Origin of the sequence: Hydrogenophaga sp. YM1 (assembly GCF_016903055.1) — a bacterium.
In the GTDB taxonomy this organism is placed as follows: Bacteria; Pseudomonadota; Gammaproteobacteria; order Burkholderiales; family Burkholderiaceae_C; genus Hydrogenophaga; species Hydrogenophaga borbori.
On record NZ_CP070223.1, the window covers coordinates 1,066,051 to 1,083,739 of the forward strand.

The 17,689-nt window shown below is 70.4% G+C and carries 13 protein-coding genes; 6 read left to right on the top strand and 7 right to left on the bottom strand.

Annotated elements, in window-relative coordinates; all coding sequences use genetic code 11:
* The first annotated feature begins 92 nt into the window (after positions 1 to 92).
* Positions 93 to 5,423, top strand: a complete 5,331-nt coding sequence (locus JNX00_RS05255) for an RHS repeat-associated core domain-containing protein (RefSeq protein ID WP_204744307.1) — start codon at positions 93 to 95, stop codon at positions 5,421 to 5,423.
* Positions 5,420 to 5,992, top strand: a complete 573-nt coding sequence (locus tag JNX00_RS05260) for a hypothetical protein (protein WP_204744308.1) — start codon at positions 5,420 to 5,422, stop codon at positions 5,990 to 5,992. The genes JNX00_RS05255 and JNX00_RS05260 overlap by 4 nt, the downstream gene beginning before the upstream one ends.
* Before the next feature lie 31 nt (positions 5,993 to 6,023).
* Here JNX00_RS05260 and ruvC read toward each other — a convergent pair whose 3' ends face one another.
* From ruvC to JNX00_RS05295, 7 genes are read right to left on the bottom strand one after another with little or no spacing between them, the layout of a single operon-like run.
* Positions 6,024 to 6,572, bottom strand: coding sequence for a crossover junction endodeoxyribonuclease RuvC (gene ruvC, locus JNX00_RS05265; RefSeq protein ID WP_070399077.1), 549 nt, complete (start codon positions 6,570 to 6,572; stop codon positions 6,024 to 6,026).
* Positions 6,573 to 6,591: 19 nt separating this feature from the next.
* Positions 6,592 to 7,578 (bottom strand): phosphatidate cytidylyltransferase, encoded by a 987-nt coding sequence (locus JNX00_RS05270; RefSeq protein ID WP_070399076.1) that lies wholly within the window; start codon positions 7,576 to 7,578, stop codon positions 6,592 to 6,594.
* Positions 7,578 to 8,195 carry a lysophospholipid acyltransferase family protein gene (locus tag JNX00_RS05275; protein WP_204744309.1) on the bottom strand — a complete coding sequence of 206 codons (618 nt, stop codon included), beginning with the start codon at positions 8,193 to 8,195 and terminating at the stop codon, positions 7,578 to 7,580. The genes JNX00_RS05270 and JNX00_RS05275 overlap by 1 nt, the downstream gene beginning before the upstream one ends.
* 1 nt (position 8,196) lies before the next feature.
* Entirely contained in the window at positions 8,197 to 8,946 is a 750-nt protein-coding gene (mtgA, locus tag JNX00_RS05280) for a monofunctional biosynthetic peptidoglycan transglycosylase (protein WP_204744310.1), read from the bottom strand.
* Entirely contained in the window at positions 8,946 to 9,827 is an 882-nt protein-coding gene (locus JNX00_RS05285) for a TonB family protein (protein WP_239478261.1), read from the bottom strand. The genes mtgA and JNX00_RS05285 overlap by 1 nt, the downstream gene beginning before the upstream one ends.
* 8 nt (positions 9,828 to 9,835) lie before the next feature.
* A complete protein-coding gene (locus JNX00_RS05290) occupies positions 9,836 to 11,899 on the bottom strand; it encodes an RNB domain-containing ribonuclease (RefSeq protein ID WP_204744311.1) in 2,064 nt (687 codons plus the stop codon).
* Between the two features lie 27 nt (positions 11,900 to 11,926).
* Positions 11,927 to 12,541, bottom strand: coding sequence for a YqiA/YcfP family alpha/beta fold hydrolase (locus JNX00_RS05295; RefSeq protein ID WP_070399228.1), 615 nt, complete (start codon positions 12,539 to 12,541; stop codon positions 11,927 to 11,929).
* Positions 12,542 to 12,563: 22 nt separating this feature from the next.
* Here JNX00_RS05295 and rodA point away from each other — a divergent pair, with 22 nt between their 5' ends.
* The 4 genes from rodA to chrA are packed head-to-tail and all read left to right on the top strand — an operon-like array spanning position 12,564 to position 17,512.
* Complete coding sequence (rodA, locus tag JNX00_RS05300) at positions 12,564 to 13,721, top strand: rod shape-determining protein RodA (RefSeq protein ID WP_070399072.1); 1,158 nt, start codon at positions 12,564 to 12,566, stop codon at positions 13,719 to 13,721.
* Positions 13,718 to 14,656, top strand: a complete 939-nt coding sequence (locus tag JNX00_RS05305; RefSeq protein WP_204744312.1) for an NAD(P)-dependent oxidoreductase — start codon at positions 13,718 to 13,720, stop codon at positions 14,654 to 14,656. The genes rodA and JNX00_RS05305 overlap by 4 nt, the downstream gene beginning before the upstream one ends.
* Before the next feature lie 37 nt (positions 14,657 to 14,693).
* Positions 14,694 to 16,154, top strand: a complete 1,461-nt coding sequence (gene tldD / locus JNX00_RS05310; protein ID WP_070399070.1) for a metalloprotease TldD — start codon at positions 14,694 to 14,696, stop codon at positions 16,152 to 16,154.
* Positions 16,151 to 17,512, top strand: coding sequence for a chromate efflux transporter (gene chrA, locus JNX00_RS05315; protein WP_204744313.1), 1,362 nt, complete (start codon positions 16,151 to 16,153; stop codon positions 17,510 to 17,512). The genes tldD and chrA overlap by 4 nt, the downstream gene beginning before the upstream one ends.
* Positions 17,513 to 17,689: the final 177 nt, after the last annotated feature.

Below are 17,689 nucleotides of genomic sequence, written 5' to 3' on the forward strand. Positions count from 1 at the left end.
CCGGCAACGCCGACGCCCCGTGCCGCCGGCTGATGTGATCGCGCGCTCGTGCCGTGGCACGGGCGTTTCGGATCGCATCGGGGAGGCAGTGCATGAACTGGAATCACCACCGCGTGGTGCTGAAGGCCGCGCGTAGCGGTGCAAGGTGGCTGTCTGGCCTGCTGGGTCTGGCGCTGCTGCTCACGGGGCTTGGCGCATCGGCCGCCTGCGACCCCAGCGTGAGCTGCTGCGCCGGTGCCCCCAGCACCGGCAGCCCCTGCGGCGGGGCGGGCGCGGCCACCCTGGGCAACACCTCGGGCGTGGACAGCGGTGCGGGCAACCCCCTCAATGTGCTGGGCGGCAACAAGTTCCAGCGCGAGGTGGACATGCCCGCGCTGCCCGGCGTGCTCGGCCTGGAACTCATCCGCTACTACAACAGCGCCGACACCGAGCGCCACCTGCTCGGGCGCGGCTGGCGCCTGAGCTACGAGACCACGCTGCGCGTGGGCACCGGTGCGCTGGCGGGCACGCTGGAAGTCGTGCAGGCCGATGGCACGCGCATCGCCTTCGCCCTGCCTCCAGACGAACGCCAAGGCCCAGGCCAGGGCCAAGGCGATCTCTACCGTGGCCTGAACCCGCTGCAAGGCCTGGTGCACCGACTGCACACGCCGCGCGGCAGCGAGTACCTCTGGCGCTGGGCCGACGGGCGCCAGCTGCGCTTCAACACCCGGGGCCAGCTGGAGCAGATCCGCGCGCCCAGCGGCGAATTCCTCAGCCTGCGCTACGACGGGCGTGGCTGGCTCAGCGAAGTGATCGACCCCGCCGGGCGGCGCCTGCGCCTGCATGTGCTGGACAAGGCCAGCGCCCAGGACCCGCAGCGCTACCGCGGCGTGCAGGGCATCGACACGCCCGTGGGGCGGTTTGTTTATGAACACGGCGGGCAACTGCCCGAGGGCTCCAGCGCCAGGCCCAGCGAGCCCATCGCCAACCTCAGCCAGGTCATCTATCCGGCGCAGGCGCCGAGTGAAGGTGGCGCGGCCTCGGAGATGCGCAGCCGCCGCTACCACTACGAAGACCCGCGCTTTCCGACGCTGCTCACCGGCATCAGCGCACAGCGGCTGAGCCGCCATGGCCAAGCCCGCAACGAGCGCCTAAACACCTGGGCCTACGACGAAGAGCGCCGCGCCGTGCTCAGCTTCAAGGGCGAACGCCCTTCGAGCACGACTGGTACGACTGGCACGGCGGTCGCCACGGGCCAGGATCAGGTGAGCCTGCAACACGGGCCCACCGAGCACGGGCAGCGCACCACCGTGCTCGCCAACAGCCTGGGCCAGAGGACCGTCTACACCAGCACCACCATCGCCGGCGAGCCGCGCCTGCTGCAAGCCATCGGGCCCGGCTGCGCGAGTTGTACTCCGGGCAACCGGCGCTACGGCTACGACCGCGTGGGTCGGCTCATCGAAGAGACCACCCTCGACGAGAAGGGCCACCCCCTGCGCAGTACCCGCACCGAACGCGACGCCTACGGCCGTCCGGTCAAGGTCAGCACCATCACCTACCGCAACGGCAAGGCACAGGCGCCCCAACCGCGTGTGCGCTACGAATACGCGCCCGTCGATGTGAGCGATCCGCAGGCGCTGCCCAGCCCGAGGCCCGTGCTCATCGCCATTCCCAGCGTGGTCCCGGGCAAGGAGCACACCACCCGCATTGCCTACAACGCCGCGATGCAGCCTGTCGAGGTCACCGAAGAAGGCTTCAGTCCCGTGGACGAACAGGGCCTTGCCGCCGCGCAGGGTGTGCCCATCGCCCGCACCAGGGCCTACCGCTACGCAACGGTGAACGGCCGCAGCGTTCTGCAGAGCATCGACGGGCCGCTGCCCGACGGCGCGTCGAACAGTGCATCAAACAGCGCGTTGAACGGCACCGTCGATGCCGACATCACCCGCCTGGAGTGGGACGCGCGCGGTGACCACCTCACGGCCTTCATCTCCCCCGGTGGCTTGAGGACAAGCATCACCACCGACCCAGACAGCGGCCGCATCGCACAATTCACCGGTCCCGACGGTGTCACCGACATCCCCACCTACGCCCCGGGAGGCGATCTGATTTCGCTGACGCGGCGGCGCGGCGAAGTGGTGTTGTCGCAGCAGCGCTTGCGCTACGACGCCAACGGCCTGCCCATCGAGAGCTTTCGGCGCATCGGTGAGCGAGATGTCCCGCAGACACGACAGGCCTTCGACGCCGCCGGGCGGCTGCTGTGGCAAGCCGATGCGCTCGGCGTGCTGCGCCTGGCGAGCTACGACACCGAAGGCCATCTGCTCCGCTCGCGTGTCGTCGGTGCCGGCATCGACCAGCAAGAGCGTTACGGCCGCGATGCCCAGGGACGGTTGCTGCGCGTGGACGACCACACCGGTGGTCTCCGCGAACTGGTGCGTGACGAGGTCGGGCGTTTGATCGCCACCATCAATCCACTGGGCCGCTGGACCCGCTACGAGCGCGACACCGAGGGACTGCGCACCGTGCGGTCGGCCCACACCGGCAAGCCATTGGTTTTGCGCTATGCCAGCGATGGCCGAGGGCACTGGCGCCGCCTCGACGCCGAAGCCCACGATGGCCGGCGCGTGGTGCGCCGCGCGACCCACCGGCGCTTGCTCGACGATTTCGGCCGTGAGGTGCTCGTCGACAACCCCGACAGCGGCCGCGAGCTGCGCCGCTTCGATGCGGCGGACCGACTCGTGCGGGTGCTGCAGGCCGATGGCGGCGCTGTCGACTTCGCCTACGACGCGCTCGGGCGGCTGGTGCGCCGCAGCGCGACGGCGCCATCCGCGGCCCAGGCGGACAGTGGGCATGCGCCGCAGACGGTGCGCTACCTCTACGAAGGCACCCGCCTGGTCGAGATCCAGGGGCCGGAGCAGACGGAGTGCTACACCTACGACGACCAGGGCCGCCTCGGCACGGCCAGCATCGCGCTGCGCCTCAACGATGGCCGGCGGGTGCAGAACACCACGCGCTACCGCTACGACGCCTGGGGCCGGCTCGCCGCGCAAAGCCTGCCCGACGGCAGCGAGCTGCAGTTCGAGCGCAACGGCCAGGGGCAGGTCGTCGCGCTGCATCGGCAGACGGGCCCGTCCTGGGCGCCTTTCGGCTGGGGACGCATGACCTTGGCGCAGGGGCTGCAACGCGACCTTGTCGGCCTCACGCATCTGCGCTACGGCAACGGCATCGAGGGGCGCTGGCAGCGCAGCCGCGAGGGCGTGCTGGTGCGCGTGGTGTACGGGGCGGCACCGGACGAGGCGCCCGCGCTGTGGGACAGCCGCCTGCGGTACGACGCGGCGGGCAACGTCCTGATGCAAAGCCAGTTCGCCGACAGCGCCGCGGCTCAGCCCGCACAGACGGTGCTGGCCTACGACGCGCAGGACCAACTGGCGCAGGCCCTGCGCACGGGCATCGCCCGGAACAAGGGTGTGGGCGTGGACGCCGAGCAGTCCCTGGCCGTCTGGCGCTACCACCACGACAGCCTGGGCAACCGCCTGCTCGCGCAGTCGCAAGCGGCGCAGGGCCCAACGGCCACCTACCAACTCGCCTACGCGCCCGACAGCAACCGGCTTCGCGGCCCGGTGCTGGACGCGGCCGGCCGGGTGCTGCAAGACGGCGGTCGGCGCTACGCGTGGGACAGCCTGGGGCGGCTGGCGAGCGTCACGCAAGAGGGCATCACCACCCGCTACCGCTACAACCACCGGGGCCAGCGCATCGCCAAGCAAGGCCGTGCGCAACAGCACTACCTCTACGACGGGCAGCGCCACCGCACCGCCGAACTCGACGCCCAGGGGCGGCTCACGCGGCAGTACGTGTGGCTCGGTGACCAACTGCTGGCGGTGATCGACCCGCCGCAGCCCCTGGCGCTGCGCGCACCGGCCGAAGGCGTGTTCGGGTCGCTGTGGCGCACGGCGCAAACCGCCTGGGAACGCTTGAGCGGCGCCGCGCCGAGCGTCCACTACGTGCACGTGAACCACCTGGGCGCGCCCGTGGCGGCCACCGACGAGCGCGGCCACACCACCTGGGCGGCGGACTACGCGCCCTTCGGACAGCGCCTGGCGTCGCAGTCCGGCGGGTTCCTCAAGACGGCCACGGACCAGGAGCCGCCCGGCAACGCGCGCGGCCTGCGGCTGGACCTGCGCCTGCCCGGGCAATGGGAAGACGAAGAAACCGGCCTGTACTACAACGACCAGCGCTACTACGACCCCCAGGCCGGGCGCTACCTCAGCCCCGATCCGCTGGGGTTGGCGGGTGGTCTCAATGCCTATGCCTATGCGGACAACAACCCGCTGGGGTTTGCCGATCCGCTGGGGTTGGTGTTGTTTGCGTTTGATGGAACCGACAACACCAACGACGAGGCCTGGCTGCGGGCGCGGGGCAGTTCGTTGACCAACGTGTGGCAGTTTCGTCAGTTGTACCAGGACGGTGCGGCTCGCTATGTCAGTGGCGTGGGGACCTTGCATCGTGATCCACAGTACGGCGACATCATTGCCCCCGGGCTGGACGATGCCGTCAACACCACGGGGCCCGCTCGCATCGACCGCATGCTCCAGTACTTCAACGACGAAGCGGATCTCGCAACCAAGGACGACGAGGCCATGGAGATCGACATCGTCGGTTTCAGCCGCGGGGCCGCCCAGGCGCGCGACTTCGCCAACCAGATCGTGGGCGCCACCCACGACGGTTTCTACCGCTACACGGTGACCGGCAGCGACGGCGCGCAGGAAGCGCGCTGCCAGAAGGTCAATTTCCGATTCATGGGGTTGTTCGACACGGTGCTGAGCACGAACTGGAGTGGCCACGCCTATCAGCTGGGCATTCCAACCGAGTTCTCTTATGTGGCCCATGCGGTGGCATTGAATGAGTACCGAGGCGACATCTCTCATCCCTATGGGTCTGTGGGGGCTTTTCCGCTGGAGTCCATCTTGCCGGGCATGGCGAGTCCCGCGCCGTTAGAAGGCCAGACGCGCACCGAGCGCGGCTTTATTGGCGCGCAAGCCGACATTGGGGGTGGTTTCGGGGAGGACGAGAATCAATTGGCTCAGGTGGCCCTAGTCTGGATGCTGGATCAAGCCAAGGCGGCCGGTGTCAACATGGCCGACCCCGATGAACTTCATAGCATCGTGACCAACCCGGTTATCCACGACAAAAGCGACAGCATCCAGACCGGTACGCCGGCTCCAGGATCGGAAGACAGGCAGGTGCGCTACCGCAACGGAGCGCGCGCTGGTCAACGCGAGATGCCTTTCACCGAAGGGATGAGCTGGGCGGACACGCAGTCCTTCATCCATTACCTGCCGGTCGACGATCCGCGCAGGCAGCAGTTCGTCACGGGGACAGTGGACATGCAGGGCTATCTGGATTGGCTCAATGCCAATGGCTACGGCATCGACATGGAGGTGCAATGACGATGAATGACACGGCAAGGAGTCACCCCGCTAGGCGTCAGTTGCTCGCGCTGCTGGGCTGGTGCGCCTGTAGCGCGGGTTGCACGGTACCTGCGAGTGGGATCGGTGGCTCGGGTATCGATCAACAGCAGCGCCTGCGTGGCATTGCGCTCGTGCTGGTGGTTGACGCGGTGCCCGGCGCGCAGATGGAGGGCGTTGTTTTTTACGACGACAGGGAGCACGTGGTTTATGCCAAGTCGCTGGTGAGTCGACGCACTCGCGAAATCATGGCGCTTGGTGGTACTCGGGCACCGACAGCGGTCCGTGCGGTATGGCGAAAGGATGGGCGCTATGACTACAGCCACGCGACCTGGTATGGCGGCACCATCCTTGGTGACCACACCATCCCTGTCGCCGCCCGCATCCCCGATGAAGTCCTGCGCGACATCCGCGCCCAGGGCGGCGCGCTTCGTCTGAAGTTCCGCCTCAAGCCCGATGGGGTGTTGTTCGGCTGGGATATCGAGCGACCCGGTGGCGGCATCTCCCGGTTCGACATGCCGGGCGGCGATTTTCTGGAGACGCGGTACTGACCGATCGCCTTGATCGCCTCAAGGCCCGCGGCTAGTAGTTGCGCCCACCCTTGTACGCCGCGTGCGTGCGCGCGCGCAGCGGCGCCACGCGTTCGATGGCGGCCTGGGTGCGCGCCACCTGGGCGTGCGTGATCGCCAGGCCCAGGGCGTCCGCCGCGTCCTTGCCGGGCAGACCGGGCAGCTGCAGCAGGCGTTTCACCATTTCCTGCATCTGCTCCTTGGTGGCGCGGCCATGGCCGGCCACGGCCTTCTTGAGCTGCAGCGCGGTGTATTCGGCCACGCCCAGGCCATTGGCGACCAGGGCGGTGAGGCAGGCGCCGCGCGCCTGGCCCAGCAGCAGCGTGGCCTGCGGGTTCACGTTGACGAACACGATCTCGCACACCGCCACCTCGGGCTGGTAGCGGCGGGTCACCTCGGTGATGCCGTCGAACAGCACCTTCAGCCGCTCGGGCAGCAGGGCGCCATCCTTCGGGCTGGTCTGGATGGTGCCGCTGGCCACGTAGGCCAGGCGCGGGCCTTCGGTGTCGATGACGCCGAAACCGGTGCACTGCAGGCCGGGGTCGATGCCGAGGATTCTCATGGGCGGTCGTGGCGCGGGCTCACAGCCCGAAGGTCCAGCGGACCGAATGGAAGAACACCGGCGCCGCGAAGCACAGCGCGTCGACGCGGTCGAGCAGGCCGGCCGCGCCGGTGACCGAGCGGCGCTCGCCGCCCCAGTTCGTCACGCCACGGTCGCGCTTGATGGCCTTCATCACCAGGTGGCCCAGCGAGCCCGCGACGCAGGCCACCAGGGCCATGGCCAGGGCCGGCAGGGGCTTGAAGGGCGTGAAGCCCGCCAGCAGCGCGCCCAGCAGGCCGCCGGCCAGCAGGCCCCAGCCCCAGCTGGCCCAGTGGAAGCTGGCGCTGATGGCCGGCGCCACCGGGCGCTGGCGGCCGCGCGCGGCGAGGTGCTGCACCAGCATGCAGGTTTGCACCACCAGCACCAGGAAGAAGACCAGGAAGGCGTTGTTGCCCAGCCAGCGCGGGAACTGCAACAGCATCAGCGCGGGCACGTGGCTGAGGCCGTAGACGCAGACCATGATGCCCCACTGGAGTTTGGCGCTTCGCTCCAGGAAGCGCTGCGGGTCGCCGCGCAGCGCGCTCACCACCGGCAGGGCCAGGAATACGTACACAGGGATGAAGACCGTGAACAGGTTGAATTGCGCGTTCCACACCAGCGCGTACTGGGCCGGCAGCACCACGAAGAAGGCCAGCACCAGGCTGCGGTGGTCGCCGCGCCGCGTGGGCGACAGGCTGATGAACTCGCGCAGGGCGAAGAAGGAGAGCACGCCGAACAGGGCGATGGACGGACCGCGGCCCATCACCCAGCCGATCCAGAACACCACGGCCATCAGCCAGGAGATGCGCAGCAGGTCGGCGTTGTCGTGGCGGCGGCGGGCCAGCGCGGGGTCGTCGCCATGCGCGCGGCGCTCGCGCAGCGAGAGCAGCACCCCCGCGACGGTGGCCAGGGCCAGCAGGCCGAACACCACGAGGAACAGCAGACCGACCTGCTGGTCGGAGGTAAGGCCGCGCAGGAAGCCGGTCATCAGACGTCCCTCAGCGCCATGACGGCGAGGCGCGCGCGCGCCAGGAAGTCGGCGCGCGGCTCGTCGGCGCCGGGCTTCACGGGTTCGCCGAAGGTCACGGTGCACAGCACGGGCACGGGCACCACCTCGCCCTTGGGCATCACGCGCTGCACGTTGTGGATCCAGGTGGGCACGAGCACCACCTCGGGGAACTTCATGGCCAGGTTGTACAGGCCGCTTTTGAAGGGCTGCGGGTCTTCCTCGAAACCGCGCGTGCCCTCGGGGAAGAGGATGAGCGAGTCGCCGCTCTCCAGGGCGGCGATCAGCGGCGCCAGCGGGTCCTCGTCGCCCTTTCGTTCGCGTTCCACGTAGACGGCGTTGAACACTTCGGTGGTGATCCAGCGCTTGAGCGGCGAGGCGGTCCAGTAGTCCTTGGCGGCGATGGGCCGCGTGATGCCGCGCAGTTCCTTGGGCAGCGCGGCCCAGATCAGCACCAGGTCGGCGTGGCTTTGGTGGTTGGCGAAGTAGATGCGCTGCTCGGCCTTGGGCGGCGCGCCGTACCAGCGCGCTTGCGCGCCGGTGAGCAGGCGCACCAGGCCCAGCAGGAGGTAGCCGACGGCGGTGGCGGCGAGGCGCATGTCAGGGCAGTTTGACGTCGCCCATGCGGGCGACGATGGTGGCGGTGCGGCGCGCCAGGTAGGCCGAGCCCTGGCGCGTCTCGAAGAAGCGCGGCGAAGGCAGCATCACCGCCAGGCGCGCGGCCTCGTAGGCGCTGAGGCGCGCGGCCGGCTTGTTGAAGTAGCGCTGCGCGGCGGCCTCGGCGCCGAACACGCCTTCGCCCCATTCCACGCTGTTCAGGTAAATCTCGAGGATGCGGCGCTTGTCCAGCAGCAGTTCGAGCATCAGGGAGAGCACCAGCTCCTGGCCTTTGCGCAACAGCGTGCGCTCGCCCGACAGCAGCAGGTTCTTGGCGAGCTGCTGGGTGATGGTGGAGCCGCCCACCACCTTGGCCTCGCGCACGGGTCGGTTGGGGTTCTGCGCGGCGCGGCGCTCGGCCTGCTCCTGGCGGCGCTCGTTTTTCTGCCAGGCCTTTTCGATGGCGGTCCAGTCCACGCCGCCGTGGTCGAAGAAGCCGGCGTCCTCGGAGGCCACCACGGCGCGCCACAGGTTCGGGCTGATCTGCTCGCCGTCGACCCAGCGCTGGCGCCAGCGCCACTGGGTCTCGCCGCGCGCGCTGGCGGTGGCCACGCGCCAGGCCTCGGAGCGCTGGAAGGCGGTGCTCTGCGGGTCGAGCACGGTCATGAGGGCGATGCCGGCCAGGAAGTACAGCTGCAGGGCCAGCCCCGCGAGCACCAACCACAGCAGCCAGCGACCGAAGGCGCGTACCACTACTGTCCCGACAGTTGGGTCTGCAGGCCGTCCTCGCGCGTGAAGCGAAAGCGCGAGACGACCACGATCTGGTCGGCCTGGCGGCGCATGGCCTCGTTGAAGCGACCGAAGGCCAGGCCACGCACGATGGCCTGGGCGCGGCTGTCGAGCAGGCGGTTGCCGGAGCCCTGCACCACCTCGGTGTCGAGCACCTGGCCGGTGTGGTTCACGGTAATGACCATGGTGAGTTCGCCATAGAGCTTGCGCCCGGCGGCCTCGGGGAAGTTGGCCGTGCCGTGCTGCTCGATGCGCCGGCGCAGGCCGTCGTAATAGACGGCGTAGACGGCTTCGCGCGTGGCCGGGCTGATGTAGCGCTTGCGCGGCCGCGCGTTTTCCTCGTTGATGCGTTTCTCGATCTCGGCCAGCACGCGCACCAGGGCCTGGCGCCTCTGTTCCTGCTCGCGGGCCTCGGGCGTCTGGCGCTGGGCCGCGGGAGCGGGCGGCGGCATGGTGGCCAGCGCGCGGCGCACCTGCGCGAGCAGCTGCACCTGCTGCTCCATCAGGGCCTCCATGCGGCGCAGTTCTTCGTCGGGCGTGTCGCCCAGCCGGGCGATGGCAGCGGGGGGCAGCGGCGAGGTGGCGCGCCCGCGCTCGGCGTCGCCGCCGCCGGCCAGCGCGGCCTGGGCGATGGCCTGGGCCTTCTCGGGGCGCTGGTCGCTGCGCGCGTTGACCAGGATCACCTCCAGCGGCGTGTCCTTGAACACGCGGTCGAAGCGCTCCGGGTCGGCGAAGCGCACCGCCAGCAGGGCCGCGTGCACCCCGAGCGAGACCAGCAGCGCGAGCTGCAGCGTGCTCAGGTTCCTCAGGGTGCGGACGGCCTTGGCGCGGGCGGCGGATTTCACGCGGGGGATTATCCGTTCTGCGTTCCGTCGGGGGGCGTTTCGGCCGCCGCGGCCTCGTTCAGGTCGATGGCCAGCGCCACCGGGGCGCCCAGCGGCTCTTCCTCGTCCTCCTCGGCCTCGGACTCGAGCGCCGCGGGATCTTCCACCGGCTGGTCGAGCCGCTCGATGACCGTGCCGCTCAGCTCCAAGGTGATGTCGTCGATGGCCCCCAGCCGGATCCGCAGGTGGGCACCGCGCAGCAGGCCATCGGCGCCCAGCACCGGCAGCACCAGGGGCAGGGTGTCGGCGCGCACCAGGCCGTCCTTGATGAGCGTGGCGGTGAGTTCGGTGATGCCGTTCTGGCGCAGGTACTGCAGCGTCCAGTAGCGCTCCATGCCGCCCTGGAAGCCGTTGTAGGCGGTGTGGGCGGCGTCGAAGGCGCTGACCACGGCGAGCAGGTTGGCGTCCTTGGGCTTGAAGGGCGCGGCCAGCGCGGCGGTCTTGCCGTGGCGCGCGCAGGCCACGATCTGCCACTGGTTGACCAGGTCGACGTAGCGGCGCAGCGGCGAGGTGGCCCAGGTGTAGGCCTTCACGCCGATGCCCGCGTGCGGCAGGGCCTTGGTGCCCATGCGCACCTTGATGCCCGGCAGCAGGCTGGCCTGGCTGCGGTAGATGCCGGGCACGCCGCACTCGGCCAGCCACAGGCCCCAGGTCTTGTTGGCCAGGATCATGGCCTCGGCCACCATCAGGTCCAGCGGCGCGCCGCGCGAGCGCGTGCCGATGAGCACGCGTTCGTCGCCGGCGGGTTCGTCGCCCTGCACGCCTTCCAGCTTGAAGGTGTAGTCGGGGCGCGCGAAGGTCTCGGGCTTGCCGCGCGCGATTTCGCGCTGCGCCTTGTGTTCGCGCGCGAAGCGGTGCAGGAAGACCAGCGCGGGCTGTAGCCCGGCCAGCTCGGCCGGGGCCTGGGCGTTGGCCTCGCCGGCGAGCCACGCCTCGGTGACGATTGCGTCGAGCCGGTCGTGGCGCAGGTTGTGGGCGATCGGCACGCGCTCCAGCGCGGTGCGGCTGGGGCCCACGGCCAGCGTGGCCTCGTCGATCTCCACGTACAGCGAGACGGCCGGGCAGTCGCGTCCGGCCTGCAGCGTGTAGGCGTCGACCACCGCGTCGGGCAGCATGGTGATCTTGTGGCCGGGCATGTAGACGGTGGACAGGCGCGTGCGCGCGAGTTCGTCGAGCGGGTCGCCCGGCGCGATGGCCAGGCCCGGCGCCGCGATGTGGATGCCCAGCGTGACCGTGCCCGAGCCCAGGCCCTGCACGGAGAGCGCGTCGTCGATCTCGGTGGTGGCGGAGTCGTCGATGGAGAAGGCCGCCACGGCCGCCAGCGGCAGCGCCTCGGCCACCGGCGGGGCGTTCAGCGCAGGGAAGCCCGTGCCTTTGGGAAAGTGCTCGAACAGGAAGCGCTGCCAGTGGAACTGGTAGGCGCTGCGGATGGCCCCAGCCTGCTGCAGCAGCACCAGCGGCGCGGTGTGGCTCAGGCGCGCGGCCTCGACCACGGCCTTGTATTCGGGGCCGTTCTTGTCGGGCTTGAAGAGGATGCGGTAGAGCTGCTGGTGCACCGGCTCGGGGCAGCGGCCCGCCACCAGCTCGGCGGCCCAGGCCTCGATGCGGGCCTGCAGCTCTTTCTTCTTCTCGATGGCGGCCAGGGCCTGGGCCACGATCTCGGGCGGGGCCTTCTTGAAGCGGCCCTTGCCGGCGCGGCGGAAGTAGTGCGGCGCGTTCTGCAGCGTGAGCAGCGCGGCCACCTGCTGGGCGGTGCCGGCCTGGGCGCTGAAGTACTCGCGCGCCAGGTCGGCGAAGCCGAACTCGTCCTCGGGCGCGAATTCGTAGGCGAGTTCGAGCTCCATGCCCTCGGCCAGCGCGCCGGCCTCCTTCAGGAGCTCGGCGGGCGCGGGTTTCTCGAACCGCAGCAGCGCGTTGGCCGCTTTCACTTTCACCCGCTTGCCGGAGTCGAGTTCCACCTGGAGGGAACTGTCGGACTCGGACAGCAGGCGGCCGGTCAGGAACTTGCCGGCCTCGTCGAACAGGATGTGCATGGGCGCGATTGTCCCATCCCGCCCGGCTCAGGCCAGCCGCAGGAAGCCGAACACCGCGTCCATGTGGGCCTCGAAATCGCTGATCGCGTGGTCGCCGCCTTCCAGCAGGCGGATGCCGCCGCCCGCGCAAAAGGCCTGCATCTCGCGCCAGTCCAGCACCTCGTCGCCCTTGGCGATGAGCGCGAACAGGCGCTCGGGCGTGGCCGGCGAGGCCGGCGACAGGCGCGCGATGTCGCTCTCCAGCGCCCGCAGCTCGTCCACGAAGCCGGGCTCGAAGAAGAAGCGCTCCTCGGGGTTCTGCCAGGTGGTCTGTTCGCCGATGTGGGCGGCCAGGTCGCGCGCGGGGTGGGCCGCGGGGTTGAGCAGCACCGCCCGGCAGCCGGTCTGCAGGGCGAACCAGCGCGCGTAGAACCCGCCCAGCGAGGACCCCACCACCGCCGTGCGTTCGCGCGGCCAGTCGGCCGTGGCCTGGCGGATCCATTCGGTGGCGGCGCGCGGCGACGGCGGCAGCTGGGGGCACCACCAGGTCACGGCGGGGTGCGCGCGGCGCACGCGCTCGCCCACCAGGCGGGCCTTCATCGACAGGGGGGAGGACCGGAAGCCGTGCAGGTAGAGCAGGTGGGTGGTGGGGAGGGGGTGCATCGACTGAGGATAATCGCGGCCCATGGCCGTCGTCCTCGACAAACCCAGTCTGCTGCAGCGCGCGATCCCCTTCATGCGGGGCTTCGACTGGCCGCTCATCGCCATCATCTGTTTCATGGCCGCCCTGGGCCTGGTCACCATGTACTCGGTGGGCTTCGACCACGGCTCGCGCTTTTCCCAGCACGGCCGCAACATGCTGATCGGCGCCACCGTCATGCTGGTGTGCTCGCAAATCCCGCCGCAGCGCCTGATGAGCCTGGCGCTGCCGCTCTACCTGGTGGGCGTGGCCCTGCTGCTGGGGGTGGAGTTCGCCGGCATCATGCGCAAGGGTGCCCAGCGCTGGCTCGACATCGGCGTGACGGTGATCCAGCCCAGCGAGATCATGAAGATCGCCATGCCCATGATGCTGGCCTGGTGGTTCCACCGCCGCGAAGGCCAGCTCAAACCCATGGACTTCGTGGTCGCGGGCGGGCTGCTGGCCGTGCCCATCGGGCTGATCCTGCTCCAGCCCGACCTGGGCACCACGCTGCTGGTGCTGGCCTCCGGCCTGGCCGTCATCTTCTTCGCCGGCCTGAGCTGGAAACTGATCGTGCCGCCCGTGGTGCTGCTGGGCATCGGCGTGGTGGTGCTGATCTTCAATGAATCGTCCTGGTGCGCCCCCGGCGTGGATTGGCAGGTGCTGCACGAGTACCAGCGCCAGCGCGTGTGCACCCTGCTGGACCCGACCACCGACCCGCTGGGCAAGGGCTTTCACATCATCCAGGGCATGATCGCCATCGGTTCGGGCGGCGTCTGGGGCAAAGGCTTCATGCAGGGCACGCAGACCCACCTGGAGTTCATTCCCGAGCGCACCACCGACTTCATCTACGCCGCCTTCTCCGAGGAGTTCGGCCTGGTGGGCGTGCTGGTGCTGCTGGCCGGTTTCACCGCGCTCATCGGCCGCGGGCTGGTCATCGCGGCCGAGGCGCCCACGCTGTTCTCCCGCCTGCTGGCGGGTGCGCTCACGCTCAACATCTTCGTCTACGCCTTCGTGAACATGGGCATGGTCAGCGGCATCCTGCCCGTGGTGGGCGTGCCGCTGCCGTTCGTCAGCTACGGCGGCACCGCCATGGTGACCATGGGCGTGGGCCTGGGCATGCTGCTGGCCATTTCGCGCGCCAAGCGACTGGTGCCCTCATGACCGGCGCACCGGAGTGCAGCGGCGATCACCCCGTGGCCGTCATCGGCGCCGGCCTGATGGGCGGTGCCATGGTCGAGCGCCTGCGCGAGCGCGGCTGGGCCGTGGTGGTGCGCGACGTCGACCCCGCCTGCGCCGAACGCGCCCGCGCGGCCGGCGCCACGGTCTGCGCCAGCGCGCGCGCCGCCACCGAGCGCCTGGCCGACGGCGGCGTGCTGGCCCTGGTGGTGGTGGACGCCGCGCAGTGCCGCGAGGTGCTCTGGGGTGAGCAGGGTGCCGCCGCCGCGCTGCGGCCGGGCCAGACCCTGCTGCTGTGCCCCACCATCGCCCCCGAGGACACCGAAGCCATCGCGGCGCGGCTGGCGTCCCAGGGCGTGGACACCATCGACGCCCCCATGTCCGGCGGCCCGGCCCGGGCGCGCGCCGGCACCATGAGCCTGATGCTCGCCGGCCCCGAGGCCACCCTGCAGCGCCACGCGGGCCTGCTGGCCGACCTGTCCGACAGCCAGTTCCGCGTCGGCGCCCGCGTGGGCGACGGGGCGCGCACCAAGCTGGTGAACAACCTGCTGGCGGGCATCAACCTGGCGGGCGCGGCCGAGGCCCTGGCCCTGGCCCAGCGCCTGGGGCTGGACCTCTCGCGCACGCTGGACGTGATCGAGCGGTCCAGCGGCCAGAGCTGGATCGGCACCGACCGCCTGCGCCGCCGGCTGGCCGGCGACACGGCACCGCGCGCCCACATGAGCCTGCTGGCCAAGGACACCCGCCTGGCGGTGGCCGCCGGTCGGTCCACCGGCCACGAGGGCGTGCTGGGCCCGCAGGCCGCCGCGGTCTTCGCCGCCGCGCTGGCGCAGGGCATGGCCGGCCAGGACGACGGCGCGCTGCTCGACTGGATGCGCGAGCACCCGGCGGGACTGCCCCCGCCGGAACCAAAGCCCTGAGGCCCACAGGCGGTCGGGCGGTTCCTACAATGCCTGGATGATCGCCCGCGAACCCACCCTGGCCCGACTGGCCACCGCCGAGCAACTGCTGCTCGAACCCTTCGGCCTCACCACCGCCCACCTGCACCAGGCGCTGGCGGAGATCCGCTCGCACGGGGTGGACGACGCCGATCTCTATTTCCAGGCCACGCGCAACGAGGGCTGGAGCCTGGAGGAGGGCATCGTCAAGACCGGCAGCTTCCACATCGAGCAGGGCGTGGGCGTGCGCGCGGTCAGCGGCGAGAAGACCGCCTTCGCCTACTCCGACGACCTGTCCTGGGACTCGCTGCTCGACGCCGCGCGCACCGTGCGCAGCATCTCGGGCCAGGGCCAGACGAAGAAGGTCAAGGTGGCGGCGCCCAAGGTCGCCCCCTCGCGCTCGCTCTACGCCGGCGTGGACCCCATCGCTTCGCTGGACAGCACCGCCAAGGTGGCGCTGCTTGAAAAAGTGGAGCGCCTGGCGAAGGCCAAGGACCCCCGCGTGGCCCAGGTGATGGCCGGCCTGGCCGCCGAGCACGACGTGGTGCTGGTGGCGCGCGCCGACGGCACGCTGGCGGCCGACGTGCGCCCGCTGATCCGCCTGTCGGTCACCGTCATCGCCGAACAGAACGGCCGGCGCGAGATGGGCAATTCGGGCGGCGGTGGCCGCTTCGGCCTGGCCTACTTCGACGACGCCATGGTGCAGTCCTACGTGGACGAGGCGGTGGAGCAGGCGCTGACCAACCTCGAATCGCGCCCCGCGCCGGCGGGCGAGATGGTGGTGGTGCTGGGCAGCGGCTGGCCCGGCATCCTGCTGCACGAGGCTGTGGGCCACGGCCTGGAAGGCGACTTCAACCGCAAGGGCAGCAGCGCGTTTGCCGGCCGCATTGGCCAGCGCGTGGCGGCCAAGGGCGTCACCGTGCTCGACGACGGCACCATCGCCGATCGCCGCGGCTCGCTCAACGTCGACGACGAAGGCCATGTGTCGCAGCGCAACGTGCTCATCGAAGACGGCATCCTGCGCGGCTACATCCAGGACGCCATGAACGCACGCCTGATGGGCGTCAAGCCCACCGGCAACGGCCGGCGCGAGAGCTACGCCCACACGCCCATGCCGCGCATGACCAACACCTACATGCTCGGCGGCGACAAGCACCCCGACGAGATCGTCGCCAGCATCAAGAAGGGCCTGTACGCCACCAACTTCGGCGGCGGCCAGGTGGACATCACCAGCGGCAAGTTCGTGTTCTCGGCCAGCCAGGCCTTCTGGGTCGAAAACGGCAAGATCCAGTACCCCGTGAAGGGCGCCACCCTGGTGGGCAACGGCCCGGACGCGCTCACGCGCGTGAGCATGATCGGCAACGACATGAAGCTCGACAGCGGCGTGGGCACCTGCGGCAAGGAAGGCCAGAGCGTGCCCGTGGGCGTGGGCCAGCCCACGCTGCGCATCGAGGCCCTCACGGTCGGCGGCACGGCTTGAGCGCGGGAGCGCCAGGGCCGGTGCCGTTTGGCGAGGCCCTGCGCTTCTGGCTCAAGCTCGGCTTCATCAGCTTTGGTGGCCCGGCGGGGCAAATCGCGGTGATGCACCGCGAACTCGTGGAGCAGCGGCGCTGGATCAGCGAGCGGCGCTTCCTGCACGCGCTCAACTACTGCATGCTGCTGCCCGGCCCAGAGGCCCAGCAACTGGCCACCTACATCGGCTGGCTGCTGCACCGCACCTGGGGTGGCATCGCGGCGGGCGCGCTGTTCGTGCTGCCCTCTCTGCTGCTGCTCATCGGCCTGAGCTGGGCCTACCTGGTGTATGGCCAGGTGGGCTGGGTGGCGGGCCTGCTCTATGGCATCAAGCCCGCCGTGGCGGCCATCGTGGTGCAGGCGGTCTGGCGCATCGGCGGCAAGGTGCTGCGCTCGCCGCGCCGCGCGCCCTGGCTGTGGGCCATGGCGGTCGGCAGCTTCGCCGCCATCGCCGTCTTCCAGCTGCCGTTTCCGCTGGTGGTGCTGTCGGCGCTGGCGCTGGGCTGGCTGGGCGGGCGCTTCGCGCCCTCGCAGTTCCTGCCCGCCGGCGTCCAGGCCACGGCCTCGGCGGCACCGGCGCCCGCGCCGCCTGTGGCGCTCATCGACGACCACACCCCCCCGCCGGCGCACGCGCGCTTCTCGCGGGGCCGCTTGGCGCGCGTGCTGCTGGTGGGCGCGCTCCTGTGGGCGCTGCCCATGGCGGCGCTGCTCGCGTGGCAGGGTACGCAGGGCGTGCTGGGCGCCATGGGCCTGTTCTTCTCCAAGGCCGCGCTGCTCACCTTTGGCGGCGCCTACGCGGTGCTGCCCTACGTCTACCAGGGTGCCGTGGTGCAGCACGGCTGGCTCAGCGGGCCGCAGATGATCGATGGCCTGGCCCTGGGCGAAACCACGCCGGGGCCGCTGATCATGGTGGTGGCCTTCGTCGGTTTCCTGGGCGGCTGGCACACCGAGGTGCTGGGCCCCGATGCGCGCTTCTGGGGCGCGGCGCTGGCGGCGGCGGTGGTCACCTGGTTCACCTTCCTGCCCTCGTTCGTTTTCATTCTCGCGGGCGGCCCGCTGGTGGAAAGCACGCATGGGCAGGTGCATTTCACCGCGCCGCTCACCGGCATCACGGCGGCGGTGGTGGGCGTGATCGCCAGCCTCGGCGTGTTCTTCCTGGCCCATATCGCCCGGCCCTTGCCTGGCGGACCGGTCGATGCCGCCGCGCTGGCGATCGCCGCGCTCGCGGCCCTGGCGCTGGTGCGTTTCAAGCTCGGCGTCATCCCGGTGATCGCGGCCTGCGGCGCGTTGGGGGTGTTGCTCAAAACCAGCGGCTGGGCGGGCTGAGGGGCGAGCGCCTCAGGCCCTGTGCTACATTGCGTGCCATGCTTTCGCGCGCCGTTTACTTTGCTTTTTACTTTTGGTTCTCTGTCCCCGGCGGACGAGAGGCGAAGTCGTAAGCGCGCCAAGCATCTCGAACAACAACCGCCGGAGCCTCAAGCCCGGCGGTTTTTTTTCGCCCCA